12 protein-coding genes, 1 pseudogene and 1 riboswitch are annotated in these 12,052 nt (G+C 63.5%); of the genes and pseudogenes, 10 read left to right on the forward strand and 3 right to left on the reverse strand.

The features are described 5' to 3' along the window. Positions 1–185: 185 nt before the first annotated feature. Positions 186–408, forward strand: a riboswitch (cobalamin riboswitch). A gap of 95 nt (positions 409–503) precedes the next feature. The 7 genes from ACIQUI_RS05575 (at position 504) to ACIQUI_RS05605 (ending at position 6,985) form a co-directional block, all read left to right on the forward strand. After that, positions 504–692, forward strand: a complete 189-nt coding sequence (locus ACIQUI_RS05575; RefSeq protein ID WP_403195735.1) for a CbtB domain-containing protein — start codon at positions 504–506, stop codon at positions 690–692. A 9-nt stretch (positions 693–701) separates the two neighbouring features. Then, positions 702–1,382, forward strand: a complete 681-nt coding sequence (locus ACIQUI_RS05580) for a CbtA family protein (RefSeq protein WP_403196191.1) — start codon at positions 702–704, stop codon at positions 1,380–1,382. Positions 1,383–1,387: 5 nt separating this feature from the next. Further along, positions 1,388–1,777: a cobalamin biosynthesis protein gene (locus ACIQUI_RS05585; RefSeq protein ID WP_403195738.1), complete on the forward strand. Its 390-nt coding sequence runs from the start codon at positions 1,388–1,390 to the stop codon at positions 1,775–1,777. Positions 1,778–1,810: 33 nt separating this feature from the next. After that, the gene (gene cobM, locus ACIQUI_RS05590; protein WP_403195740.1) at positions 1,811–2,563 is read left to right on the forward strand and encodes a precorrin-4 C(11)-methyltransferase; all 753 of its coding nucleotides are present in this window, start codon (positions 1,811–1,813) and stop codon (positions 2,561–2,563) included. Between the two features lie 65 nt (positions 2,564–2,628). Further along, on the forward strand, positions 2,629–2,871 hold the full coding sequence (locus tag ACIQUI_RS05595; protein WP_403195742.1) for a DUF1272 domain-containing protein: 243 nt from the start codon (positions 2,629–2,631) through the stop codon (positions 2,869–2,871). Between the two features lie 219 nt (positions 2,872–3,090). Continuing rightward, positions 3,091–3,705: a response regulator gene (locus ACIQUI_RS05600; RefSeq protein ID WP_403195744.1), complete on the forward strand. Its 615-nt coding sequence runs from the start codon at positions 3,091–3,093 to the stop codon at positions 3,703–3,705. Between the two features lie 13 nt (positions 3,706–3,718). Continuing rightward, entirely contained in the window at positions 3,719–6,985 is a 3,267-nt protein-coding gene (locus ACIQUI_RS05605) for a transporter substrate-binding domain-containing protein (RefSeq protein ID WP_403195746.1), read from the forward strand. Here ACIQUI_RS05605 and ACIQUI_RS05610 read toward each other — a convergent pair. The 3 genes and pseudogenes from ACIQUI_RS05610 to ACIQUI_RS05620 all read right to left on the reverse strand — a co-directional run bounded on the left by ACIQUI_RS05610 (position 6,960) and on the right by ACIQUI_RS05620 (position 9,429). Further along, on the reverse strand, positions 6,960–7,454 hold the full coding sequence (locus ACIQUI_RS05610; RefSeq protein ID WP_391136865.1) for a methyl-accepting chemotaxis protein: 495 nt from the start codon (positions 7,452–7,454) through the stop codon (positions 6,960–6,962). The genes ACIQUI_RS05605 and ACIQUI_RS05610 overlap by 26 nt on opposite strands. A gap of 42 nt (positions 7,455–7,496) precedes the next feature. Continuing rightward, positions 7,497–8,315 (reverse strand): annotated as a pseudogene (locus ACIQUI_RS05615) (PAS domain-containing protein); the annotation flags it as partial. Between the two features lie 94 nt (positions 8,316–8,409). Next, positions 8,410–9,429, reverse strand: coding sequence for a substrate-binding domain-containing protein (locus tag ACIQUI_RS05620; RefSeq protein ID WP_391136819.1), 1,020 nt, complete (start codon positions 9,427–9,429; stop codon positions 8,410–8,412). Between the two features lie 207 nt (positions 9,430–9,636). Between ACIQUI_RS05620 and ACIQUI_RS05625 the strand changes: the two genes are divergently transcribed. The 3 genes from ACIQUI_RS05625 (at position 9,637) to ACIQUI_RS05635 (ending at position 12,027) form a co-directional block, all read left to right on the forward strand. Continuing rightward, complete coding sequence (locus ACIQUI_RS05625; RefSeq protein ID WP_403195749.1) at positions 9,637–10,176, forward strand: gluconokinase; 540 nt, start codon at positions 9,637–9,639, stop codon at positions 10,174–10,176. A gap of 111 nt (positions 10,177–10,287) precedes the next feature. Further along, a complete protein-coding gene (locus ACIQUI_RS05630; RefSeq protein ID WP_028698893.1) occupies positions 10,288–11,640 on the forward strand; it encodes a GntP family permease in 1,353 nt (450 codons plus the stop codon). An 84-nt stretch (positions 11,641–11,724) separates the two neighbouring features. Next, the gene (locus tag ACIQUI_RS05635) at positions 11,725–12,027 is read left to right on the forward strand and encodes a hypothetical protein (RefSeq protein ID WP_403195752.1); all 303 of its coding nucleotides are present in this window, start codon (positions 11,725–11,727) and stop codon (positions 12,025–12,027) included. The last annotated feature ends 25 nt before the right edge of the window (positions 12,028–12,052 follow it).

Here is a 12,052-nt window from a genome sequence, read left to right on the forward strand (position 1 = left end):
TCCACAGGCATGGCCACGTTGCAACAAATGTGGGAGCGGCGGTGCGGCGATCCGACTTGCCCCGCGAAGCGCCGCGCGGGCGGCGCTCGATCTCACAGGCGATGCAAATACACTGATGAACACTTCCCGCCCCCAAAGTGCCTCCAAGGTATGTACCAATTGACGCCAAGCCCACCCCATGCTCTCCTTATGCCTCACGTTCAGGTGCCCCTTTTGGGGTGAAACGGGAAACCGGTGCGTCCAGGCCCTCCAGCAGGGCAAGACAAACCCGGTGCTGCCCCCGCAACGGTAAGCGAGCGAAGCGTCCATACCACTGTGCCTTGTAGTGCGGCATGGGAAGGTGACGCTTTTCAGGAGCCCTGCTCTTCCTCGCAAGCCCGGAGACCGGCCTGGCGTTCACGAACAAACACCCCGCGGTGGGCGGGCGCTGTTGCATTCCCCTGGGCGATCACGCCCGGGGCTGCCGCGCTTGCCCGTTGCCACAAAAAGCAGAGGAACGCGTCATGCCCGTCACCAGCGCCAAGCAACACAGCCTTGATACACCCGTCACCCTCAGCCAGCGCATCGTCATCGCCGTCGGCGCCAGCCTGCTGGGCCTGTGCCTGGTGTATTTCGCCGGCTTCTCGCACATCGAGGCCGTGCACAACGCCGCCCACGACACCCGCCACAGCGCCGCCTTCCCCTGCCACTGAGTACGCATGATGATCACGCGCATTGCCCGTACCGCGGGCTTCAGCGGGCTGCTTGCGGCCTTGCTGCTAACCCTGCTGCAAAGCTTCTGGGTCGCCCCACTGATTCTTGAGGCGGAAACCTACGAATCCTCGGCCCCCGCCGCACAGCACGAACATGCTGGCGAAGTGGCCGCCCATGAGCACAGTGCCGAGGCCTGGTCGCCGGAAGACGGCTGGCAACGTGTGCTGTCCACCACCGGTGGCAACCTGGTGGTCGCCGTCGGCTTCGCCCTGATCCTCGCGGCCCTGTACAGCTTGCGCCAGCCACAGCGTGCCAGTACGGGTGCGCTGTGGGGCCTGGCCGGCTTCGCCGTGTTCTGCCTGGCCCCGACCCTGGGCCTGCCACCGGAACTGCCCGGTACCGCTGCCGCCGACCTGGGGCAACGCCAAGCCTGGTGGATCGGTACCGCCAGCGCCACCGCGCTGGGCCTGGCCTTGCTGGTGTTCGGCCGCCACTGGCTGCTGAAAGCGCTGGGCGCCGTGCTGCTGGTCATTCCTCATGTGATCGGCGCACCACAGCCCGAGGTACACGAGAGCCTGGCCCCCGAAGCCCTGGAGACCCAGTTCAAGCTGGCCTCCTGGCTGACTAATGCTGCTTTCTGGCTGGCCTTGGGCCTGCTCAGTGCGTGGTTGTTCCGCCGCTCCAGCTAGGCCTGATGCCGGCCTTCTACGCAGGCTTCGGCTGCCGCCGGGGTTGCCCGGCGGATACCCTGCAAACCCTGCTGCACCAAGCCCTGGCTAGCCAGGGCCTGGCGCTGGCCGACCTGCACGGCATTGCCAGTATCAGCCTCAAGGCCAATGAAGCTGGCTTGCAACAGCTGGCCGAACACCTCGGCCTGCCGCTGGTGCTGTACCATAGCGTGCAGCTGCAAGCCTTCGAGCCATTGCTCAGCCACCGGTCTGCCGCCGCCCATGCCCACAGTGGCTGTTGGGGCGTTGCCGAAAGCACCGCGCTGGCCTTGGCCAGCCAGCAGGCTGGCACTACAGCCCGGCTGTTACTGACCCGCCAGATACTGGGCCCGGCAACGATCGCCCTGGCCTGCTGAACGCTCCACTCCTTTTTTCTGCAAGGACTATCCATGACGGTCTACTTCATCGGCGCCGGCCCTGGCGACCCGGAACTGATCACGGTCAAGGGCCAACGGCTGATTCGCCAATGCCCGGTGATCATCTATGCCGGCTCACTGGTACCAGCCGCCGTGCTCGACGGCCACCAGGCCGGGACCGTGATCAACAGTGCCGAACTGCACCTGGAACAGATCATCGCCGCCATGCGCAGCGCGCATGAACAAGGCCAGGATGTGGCCCGGGTACACAGCGGCGATCCCAGCCTGTATGGCGCCATCGGTGAACAGATCCGCCACTTGCAAGCGCTGGGTATCGATTACCAGATCATTCCCGGGGTCACCGCCACAGCGGCCAGCGCCGCCCTGCTCGGTTGCGAACTGACCCTGCCGCAGGTAGCCCAGACGGTGATCCTCACCCGCTATGGCGACAGTTCGCCCATGCCGCCTGGCGAGCAACTGGCTGACCTGGCGCGCCATGGCAGCACCTTGGCAATACACCTGGGAGTCAAGCACCTTTCACGCATTGTCGAAGAACTGCTGCCGCACTATGGCGCGCAATGCCCGGTGGCGGTGGTGCACCGTGCCACCTGGCCAGACCAGGACTGGGTACGCGGCACCCTCGGTGATATCGTCGAACATGTCGCTGCCAAAGACTTCCGCCGCACGGCGCTGATCCTGGTAGGCCACGTGCTGGGCGATACCCCGTTTGCCGAATCGGCCTTGTACCGCGCCGGGCACGCCCACCTGTATCGCCCTGGCGACTGAGCATTGCCAGCATTGCCACAGCCGTAGCAGACTCCGGATTCCGCCTGCAAACAAGAGTCATGGCCATGCTGGAATTACGCCCCAATTGCGAGTGCTGCAATACCGACCTGCCGGGCGAAAGCCCCGATGCGCTGATCTGCTCGTTTGAATGCACGTTCTGCCGCACCTGCGCCGAAACCCGCTTTCAGGGACGCTGCCCGAATTGCTCGGGCCAGCTGATGCCCCGCCCGACACGGGTTGGCCGGGCGTTGGCCAATAACCCTGCCTCCAGCCAACGTGTGAGCAAACCACACGCAGCCTGCGCCTAGCCCCACAAAAACAGGCATCACCGTTTGGTCAGCGGTGATGCCCTTACCGATGCTTGTAGGAATTTTCAACAGCAGGCATGCGAATTACCGACACTTCTATACTCGGCATTACCAAACGTCAGGATTGGTCGTATCGTGCAGCGCTTCCGATTAACCCCCTTGCAGACGTATTCCTGAGTGATCCAGGAAGCGGACCACATCCCGACAGGAGTTTTCCTCATGACAACCGTGCTTATCGTCGACGACCACCCCATCGTCCGGCTGTCCATGCGCATGCTGCTCGAGCGCGAGCGCTTCCGTGTCGTCGGCGAAGTCGGCAATGGCAGCGAAGTGGCACAAGTGGCCCGCGAGCTGCGTCCGGATGTGGTCATTCTCGACATCGGCCTGCCCGGCCTGGATGGCATGGAGGTCATCAAGCGCTTGCAATGCCTGGAACCGATGCCCAAGATAATGGTGCTGACCGGCCAGGCCACCGACCTGTACGTACGGCGTTGCCTGGATGCCGGCATCGGTGCGTTCGTCACCAAGGATGAAGACCACGATGCAGTATTGTTTGCCCTCAAAGCCTTGGTGAAAGGCTATTCCACCTTCCCGCAGCTGTCGGTCAACATCAACACGCTGGAAAGCGAACCCGTGCGCCTGGCCAGCCTTTCGAACCGTGAGATGGAAGTGCTGCGGCGCCTGGCGCGCGGCGAGAACAACAAGAACATCGGCACCTGTATGAACCTCAGTGCCAAAACCATCAGTACCTACCGGGGTCGCATCATGGAGAAGCTCAAGACCGAATCACTGGTCGAGATGGTCGACCTGGCCAAGCGCAACCGCGTCTACTGAGCGCTCGGCCGCCATGAAACACCTGCTGGCGTGCATGTTCCTGATCATCGGGCTGACCGGCCCCACCGCGTTGCTGGCCAGCAGCGAACCGCGCCAGCTGCTGGCCCGCTCGGTCAGCGCCGCAGCCCCGCTGCAGCTGTCCAGCGAAGACCGAGCGTGGCTGCAACGACGCCAGCACCTGGTGCTGGGTAGTTCGCGTCCCGACTATCCGCCGTTCGAAATCAACGTCAGCCTACAGGAATACGAAGGCATTAGCGCGGACTACGCGGGCATCATCGCCGAGCAGTTGGGCATAAGCATCGAGGTACGCCGATTCGACAGCCGCCACGAGGCCATCGCCGCGTTGCGCGAAGGCAGTATCGACCTGTTAGGCAGCTCCAATGCGTTCGAAGCGGCAGATGCCCAGCTTGAGCTGAGCAACCCGTATGCCGAAGACCTGCCGGTGATCGTCACCCGCGAGGGCGACAGCCTGAAAAATACCCCCGACCTCGCTGGCCTGCGCCTGGCCATGGTCGATCACTACCTGCCGGCCAGCGCCGTGCGCAACTTGTACCCCAAAGTGCAGTTGAGCCTGTACCGCTCGACCCTGGCTGGGCTGGCTGCCGTCGACCTGGGCGAAGCCGATGCCTACCTGGGCGATGCCATCAGCACCGATTTCACGATTGGCAAGAGTTACCAGGGCACGCTGAAAATCGACCACTTCTGCCAGGTTCCGGCAGGCGCGTTTGCCTTCGCCCTGGCCAGTGACAACCCTCGCTTGCATCGTCTGGTCAACCAGGCGCTGGCCCGCATCACCGAAAGTGAGCGCCTGAATATCCTGCGCCGCTGGAGCAGTGGCAACACCAGCCTTCTGCTGCAGCGCCACGTCACCGCATTGAGCCAGGAAGAAGAAGCCTGGATCGCGAACCACCCCAGCGTCGACGTGTTGGTCAACACATCGCTGGCGCCATTGACCTTCAACGACGCCGAACACCGCCCAACCGGGATCACACTGGACTTGCTGAAACAGATTTCGCTGCGCACCGGGTTGCAGTTCCGGCCGGTCGAAAGCGATTCGGCGCAGGCAATGGTCGAGCGCCTGACCCGTGGCGATGCACAAATGATCGGCGCGCTGGGCTACGGTACCGATCGCTCGAAACAATTGCGCTATACCCGCCCCTACCTGGTCAGCCCACGGGTACTGGTTACCCGTAGCGACAGCACTTACCCCACGCAAGCCAAGGCACTGGATGGCCAGCGCATTGCCCTGGTTCGCGGCTCCCCGCAGCGGGCGCTGCTGCAACAACGCTATCCGCAGGCACGGCTGGTCGAGGTGGACAACCCGCTCGGGCTGATGGAGGCCGTGGCCGCCGGGGCTGCCGATGTTGCACTTAGTAGCCACATCAATGCGGACTATTACATCAACCATGTCTTCAAAGGCCGCTTGCGCATTGCCAGCGTGCTGGATGACGACCCAGCCATTGCCGCGTTCGCCGTGGCTGCGGACCAACCGCAGCTACAGGCCATCCTCGACAAGGCGCTGCTGAGCATTCCACCCGAAGAGCTGAACCAGCTGATCAATCGCTGGCGCACCAGTACGCTGGTCAGCGACAGCCCATGGCGTGACTACCGTACCCTGGCGTTGCAGGTGCTGGTGCTATCGGCACTGCTGCTGGCGGGCGTGGTGTTCTGGAACAGCTACCTGCGCAAGCTGATCAATCAGCGCACCGAGGCCCAGCACGCGCTGCAAGCGCAACTGGCCCTAAGCCGCGGCCTGCTCGAACAGCTGCGCCAGGCCAAGGACGACGCCGAACAGGCCAGCCAGACCAAAAGCACCTTTCTGGCCACCATGAGCCATGAGATCCGCACCCCGATGAATGCCGTGATCGGCCTGCTGGAGCTGGCGCTGGAAGACAGCCGTAGCGGCCGCTACGACACCCAGACCTTGCAGACCGCCCACGACTCGGCCATCGGCCTGCTCGAGCTGATTGGCGATATTCTCGATATTTCCCGTATCGAGTCTGGGCACCTCACCTTGCAGCCGGTCCCCACCAACCTGGTCGAGCTGCTACGTGCCACGCTGCGCGTGTTCGAAGGCAACGCCCGGGCCAAAGGCCTGCATCTGCACGGCGAACTGCCTGGCGAGCCGGTCTGGGTGCTGGCAGACCCGGTGCGGCTGAAGCAGATCCTGTCCAACCTGATCAGCAACGCCATCAAGTTCACTGACCGTGGCGAGGTTCAGGCCAGCTTGCTGCTGCCTCCAGCCAATACACACGAGAAGCTGCCAATCGAACTGTCCGTGCGTGACACCGGCATCGGCATCAGCCCCGCCGATCAGGCACGGCTGTTCAACGCCTTCGTTCAGGCCGACGGCCCACGGGCACGCCAGGGGGCTGGCCTGGGCCTGGTCATCAGCCGTACCCTCGCCGAGCTGATGGATGGCAGCTTGAGCCTGCAAAGCGTGGAAGGCGTCGGCACCAAGGTACAAGTCAGCCTGCAGTTGCCAGCCTGCCCGGCGCCAGCGCCTGCAGAGCCAATTGTTCCGGTAGCCGAACGCAGCGGTGGCCCACTGAGTATCCTGGTGGTCGACGACTACCCTGCCAACCTGTTGTTGCTGGAAAGGCAACTGCACTCCCTGGGGCATCACGTAACCCTGGCAGAAAACGGCCAGGTCGCACTGGAACGCTGGCAGGCAACGCGCTTCGACCTGGTGATCACCGATTGCAGCATGCCTGTAATGGATGGCCATGAACTGACCCGGCGCATCCGTAGCCTTGAAGCCGAAAGCGGGCTGCCAACATGCCAGATCCTCGGCGTAACGGCCAATGCCCAGGCCGAAGAGCGTGCCCGCTGCCTGGCCAGCGGCATGGACGAGTGCCTGTTCAAGCCTATCGGCCTGCGCACGCTCAAGGCGCACCTGCCACAAGCCAGCACGAGCGTGCAACCTCCGCTCAGCAGCGATTTCAACCTGGCCGAATTGCGCCACCTGACCCAGGACGACGCACAACTGACGCGGCATTTGCTGGAGCAACTGTCAATCAGCGTCGGTGAGGACCTGGCCGCCTTGCGCGCATTGGCGCCGCAAGCCCATGACGAAACCGTGTGCGCCCTGGCCCACCGCATCAAGGGCGGCGCGAAGATGATCAGGGTGCGCACGGTAGTCAAGCATTGCGAAGCCATTGAAGCAGCCCACGCGCAGGGGCTGCCGACGGTTGACCAGCGCGCGCAGCTGCAAGCCAGCCTGCAAGCGTTGCTGAACGAACTGAATGATGCCCTCAGTGCAATTGCAACGTCGAACTGATCTGGCTGATGGCATCCACGACGTGACGTGAACCCTGCTGGATTTCCATGATCACCGTGCCGGCCTCATTGGCCAGCGCAACCCCATGACCGGTGCGGGTCAAGCTTGACTGCATGCTGGCCACGGCCAGCAGCGACAGGTCGTGGTTCTGCCGCACCACGTCGACGATTTCCAGGGTGGCCTTGCTGGTGCGCGCCGCCAGGTTGCGCACTTCGTCGGCCACTACGGCAAACCCTCGCCCGTGGTCACCGGCACGGGCCGCCTCGATAGCCGCGTTCAGGGCCAGCAGGTTGGTCTGGTCGGCAATGCCGCGAATGGTCAGCACGATCTGCCCGATCACATCCGACTGCTTGCTTACCGCATCGATACTGCGCGCCGCGTCGTTCAGTTCCTGGGATATCTGCTCAATCACCTGCACCGCCTGTTGCACTACCTCGGTACCCTTGCGTGCGCAGGCATCGGTCTGCATGGAGCTGGCATGGGCGGCGTCGGCGGCGCTCTGCTGGGTGCAGACCTGGCGGGTTATGTCGCTGGCGAACTTCACCACCTTGTGCAACCGGCCCTTGCTGTCGAAGATGGGGTTGTAGGAAGCCTCCAGGTAGACCATCTGGCCCTGCTTGTTGACGCGCTCGAAACGGTGCGAGTGGTATTCGCCGCGATTGAGCGACGCCCAGAACTCACGGTACCCGGCCGACTCACGCTCATGCGGCAGGCAGAACAAGCCATGATGGCGGCCAACGACCTCTTCCAGGCGATAACCCATGGCATCGAGGAAGTTCTGGTTGGCCTTGATCACCCGGCCTTGCGGGGTGAACTCGATAACCGCCATGGAGCGGCCAATGGCCTTGAGCAGGCTCTCGCTCTCATGCTCCTGCAGCACCCGCTGGCTGATGTCGGAGGCTACCTTGATCACGCTGGTGACCTGGCGTTGCTCGTCCAGCACCGGCATGTAACTGGCCTCCAACCACACCTCACGGCCGGTTTTGTCGAGGCGTTCGAAGGTACCGCTGATGGCTTTGCCCTGGCCCAGTTCGCGCCACAGCTGCTGATACTCGGCACTTTGCGCGTAAGCCGGTTCGCAGAACATCCGATGGTGCTTGCCACGCAGCTCGTCGGCGCTATACCCCATGGCCTGGCAGAAACGCTCATTGGCATCGAGGATGGTGCCATCCGGGGCGAACTCGATCATCGCCATCGAACGGCTGATCGCTGCCATTTTGGCTTGTGTGCTGGCAAGAGCTTGGTGACTACGCTGGATTTCTACCAAATCGGCCTTGCGATGGAAGTCGAACATGACGCCGGGCTCCTTTATGCGCGGTGTCCTGAGCATAGATCGCCATTGGCGCCGTGCAAGCACAGTGCTATCACTTTGGGATTACTACATTTCATGAACCCGCGCTGTCACTGCAGGCGCAGCCCTGTGCTCAGGAACTTTCCCGCACCATCAACTCAAACCCCAGGTCTTGCTGCGCGTTTGGCACCCGCTTGCCATCAAGCAATGCGAGCAAGGCTTGCGCTGCCCCACGCCCGACTGCCGCCCGGGGCGTGCGAATCGAGGTCAGCCGCGGCACCATGTGCGCAGATGCCGGCAAGTCGTTGAAACCGACCATCGCTACCTGCCGAGGCACTTCCACCCCTTGGCGCAACGCCTGCAGCACCGCGCCCTGGGCAAGGTCGTCGTTGCAGAAGAAGATGCCGTCGACATCTGGCGCCTGTTGCAACAGCTGGCTGAACAGTGCGCTGCCCAAGGCGATGGACGACGGTTCTGGGGTCAGCACCTCCAGCTCGGTGGCCTGCATCCCTGCCTCGGCCAGCGCCTGGCGGAAGCCTTCGGCGCGCTGCATCACCCGTGGGTCAAGCTGCGCGGCAATAAAGGCCAGGCGCTTGCGCCCGCGCTCGATCAGGTGCCGGGCAGCAGCGCGCCCGGCCTGCTGCTGCGAAAAACCGACGGACAGTGCCCCAGCCTCGCCATTGAGTTCCATCATGTGTACACACGGCACACCACTGGCGGCCAGCATCTGCCGCGCCGCATCGCTGCGCTCGAAGCCGGTCAACAGCATGCCGCAGGGCTGGTAGGCCAGGTAATTGCGAATCAGGTTTTCTTCTTCGGCAAGGTCGTAGTGATAGTTGCCGATCAACACTTCCAGCCCACGCGGGCGCATGACCTCGTGAATGGCTTCCAGGGTGTCGATGAACAACTGGTTGGACAGCGACGGGATCAACACCACCACCGACTGGCTGCGGGCCGAAGCCAGGGCGCGGGCGGCCGGGTTGGCCACATAGCCCAGGCTCGCTGCCGCGGCGACAACCTTCTCGACCAGCTCCGGCGCAACCGTGCTGACCCCGCGCAAGGCACGCGAAGCAGTGATCGGGGAAACCCCGGAAAGCCTGGCAACTTCTGCCAGGGTAGGACGACCTGTAGTACGGGAGCCGGTGCGGGACATGGATGTTGTAATTTTACTACTTGCAAGGATGGGGAACGGCCACTAAGGTAGCGCTGTCTCAGGACGCAGGCAATGTAATCTTTGGTGGCAGCCGGCACGCGCTCGCCACCAAGCGTCCATACTGCGTAAGGACAAGACCAATAACACCGGGGAGGTGGCTGTTCGTCGGCGACGAGACAGCGCTATCTCACCCCGCAGGAGGTACTGATGAATTCTCCCCTGTCCGCGATCGTGGTGATGGGCGTGGCTGGTTGCGGCAAAAGCTGCATCGGCGCCGCCATCGCTGCCAGAAGCGGCGGCCGCCTGATCGAAGGCGACGCTTTTCACCCTGCCGAAAACATCCGCAAGATGAGCGCTGGCATCCCGCTGGACGACCACGACCGTGCCGGCTGGCTGGTGCGCCTCGGCAAAGAGTTGCAGGCCACCACCCACGCTGGGGAGCGCCCGATCCTGACCTGCTCGGCACTCAAGCGCCGCTACCGCGACACCCTGCGCAGTGCCATGCCTGGGCTGGTGTTCGTGTTCCTTGAGCTTTCGCCCTGCGAGGCAGAAAAGCGCGTACGGGCCCGGCCCGGGCACTTCATGCCGGCCAGCCTGATCGATAGCCAGTTCGCCGCCCTGGAATCGCCACGCGGCGAGCCACTGACCCTGCCCCTGGACGCCACCCTGCCCGTCGATGAGCTGGCCGAAGCGGTAGACCACTGGCTAAAGCGCTGCGGTGAGCCGGGCCTGGCGCAAACCGCCTGAACCCGGCGGCTTTTCCGGCTCACCCAAGACAGCGCTACCCCGACCCGCAAACGCGGGAAAAGTTCCAAAAAGCTACGCCCAAAACAACGATAAGACCGAGGCCTTCACACCATGTTCGGACTGGCTACTGATACCTTCCTGCTGCTCGACGCGCTGGTTACCATCGTCGGGCTGATCCTGCTGATCACCCACTTCAAAGTACACCCCTTCGTCGCCCTCACCCTCGCGGCCGGCTTCCTGGGCCTGACCTCCGGCATGCCGGTGGCCAAGGTCATGAAATCGTTCCAGGACGGTTTTGGTGGCGTGCTGGGTTTCGTCGGCATCGTGCTGGCCCTGGGTACCATGCTCGGCAAACTGATGGCCGACTCCGGGGGGGCCGACCAGATCGCGCAAACCCTGATTCGCGCGTTCGGCAAGAAGAACGTGCACTGGGCCATGATGTTCGCCGCCTTCCTGGTAGGCATCCCGCTGTTCTTCGAAATCGGCTTCGTGCTGCTGATTCCGCTGGTGTTCATCGTTGCCCGGCGCTCCGGCGTGTCGCTGGTCAAGATCGGCATCCCCCTGCTGGCCGGCCTTTCCGTGGTGCATGGCCTGGTGCCCCCGCACCCGGGCCCGCTGCTGGCGATCGGCATCTTCCATGCCGACATCGGCAAGACCATCTTCTACGGCCTGATCGTGGCCCTGCCTACCGCGATCATCGCCGGCCCGCTGTTCGGTAACTTCATTTCCCGCTATATCCCGGGCAACCCGTCCCAGGAACTGATGGACCAGATCGCCAAGGAGTCCGACCAAGGCAACCTGCCAAGTTTCAGCATTACCCTGATTACCGTGCTGCTGCCTGTAGCGCTGATGCTGCTGAAAACCTTCGCCGACGTGGTGCTGCCGGCCGAACACATCGTGCGCCAGTGGATGGACCTGATCGGCCACCCGATCACCGCCCTGCTCGCGGCCCTGTTGCTGGCGTTCTATACCTTTGGTTCGGCTCGCGGCTTCAACCGCCAGCAGATCATGAAGATGCTTGACCAGAGCCTGGCCCCCACTGCCGCCATCGTGCTCATCGTGGGTGCCGGCGGCGGCTTCAAGCAGATGCTGGTGGACACCGGCGTGGGCAACGTGATCGGCCAGATGGCCGTGCAGGCAGAGATCTCGCCCATCATGCTGGCCTGGCTGGTGGCGGCGGTGATCCGCATCGCCACCGGCTCCGCCACGGTCGCCACCATTACCGGTGCAGGCATTGTCGCCCCGGTCATCGACCTGGTGCCGGGGGTAAACCGCGAGTTGCTGGTGCTGGCCACCGGTGCCGGCTCGTTGATTTTGTCGCATGTGAACGACGCCGGTTTCTGGCTGGTGAAGCAGTACTTCAACATGACCGTGGCCGAAACCTTCAAGACCTGGAGCATGATGGAAACCATCCTGTCCGTGGTCGGCATCATCTTCATCATGCTGCTGTCGCTGGTGGTGTAACCGTTGATCGGGGTGATGGCACCTTGAGCTTCCGGGTGGGGCCAAACGCAAGTATGTGCCCTACCCGACGCAAAGGAGCCTGCCATGACCCGCCCAAGCATCCTGCTGATCGCCCTGCTCGCCTCGCCGCTGGCGCTTGCCGCCGGCACCGGCCCGACCTACCCCGACGACCCGCACAGTGGCGCGCCGCAGCCGGGCGCGGACAGCACCCTCAACCCGATCGAGAAACCCATGCCGCGGGACACCGACCCACGCATCAAGGGCAATGACCCGGACAGCCCGCCGGCGCAGCAGAATGACGACCGCGATTTGCCGGGGATGGATGGCAGTGGCTCGGAGGGAACTGGCCGGCAAGGTAACAGCGGCACGAGCACTGGTAACCCCTGATTGCACAAGCGAGTTTACCCGCGAA

This window comes from Pseudomonas sp. NPDC090592, from assembly GCF_044769185.1.
In the GTDB taxonomy this organism is placed as follows: Bacteria; Pseudomonadota; Gammaproteobacteria; order Pseudomonadales; family Pseudomonadaceae; genus Aquipseudomonas.

Bases quoted from the DNA above. Each gene is read 5' to 3' on its own strand.
- ACIQUI_RS05600 (WP_403195744.1), top strand. From the start codon at position 3,091: ATGACAACCGTGCTTATCGTCGACGACCACCCCATCGTCCGGCTGTCC.
- ACIQUI_RS05580 (WP_403196191.1), top strand. From the start codon at position 702: ATGATCACGCGCATTGCCCGTACCGCGGGCTTCAGCGGGCTGCTTGCG.
- ACIQUI_RS05585 (WP_403195738.1), top strand. From the start codon at position 1,388: ATGCCGGCCTTCTACGCAGGCTTCGGCTGCCGCCGGGGTTGCCCGGCG.
- ACIQUI_RS05635 (WP_403195752.1), top strand. From the start codon at position 11,725: ATGACCCGCCCAAGCATCCTGCTGATCGCCCTGCTCGCCTCGCCGCTG.
- ACIQUI_RS05625 (WP_403195749.1), top strand. From the start codon at position 9,637: ATGAATTCTCCCCTGTCCGCGATCGTGGTGATGGGCGTGGCTGGTTGC.
- ACIQUI_RS05575 (WP_403195735.1), top strand. From the start codon at position 504: ATGCCCGTCACCAGCGCCAAGCAACACAGCCTTGATACACCCGTCACC.
- ACIQUI_RS05620 (WP_391136819.1), bottom strand. From the start codon at position 9,429: ATGTCCCGCACCGGCTCCCGTACTACAGGTCGTCCTACCCTGGCAGAA.
- ACIQUI_RS05610 (WP_391136865.1), bottom strand. From the start codon at position 7,454: ATGCAGACCGATGCCTGCGCACGCAAGGGTACCGAGGTAGTGCAACAG.
- ACIQUI_RS05595 (WP_403195742.1), top strand. From the start codon at position 2,629: ATGCTGGAATTACGCCCCAATTGCGAGTGCTGCAATACCGACCTGCCG.
- ACIQUI_RS05605 (WP_403195746.1), top strand. From the start codon at position 3,719: ATGAAACACCTGCTGGCGTGCATGTTCCTGATCATCGGGCTGACCGGC.
- cobM (WP_403195740.1), top strand. From the start codon at position 1,811: ATGACGGTCTACTTCATCGGCGCCGGCCCTGGCGACCCGGAACTGATC.
- ACIQUI_RS05630 (WP_028698893.1), top strand. From the start codon at position 10,288: ATGTTCGGACTGGCTACTGATACCTTCCTGCTGCTCGACGCGCTGGTT.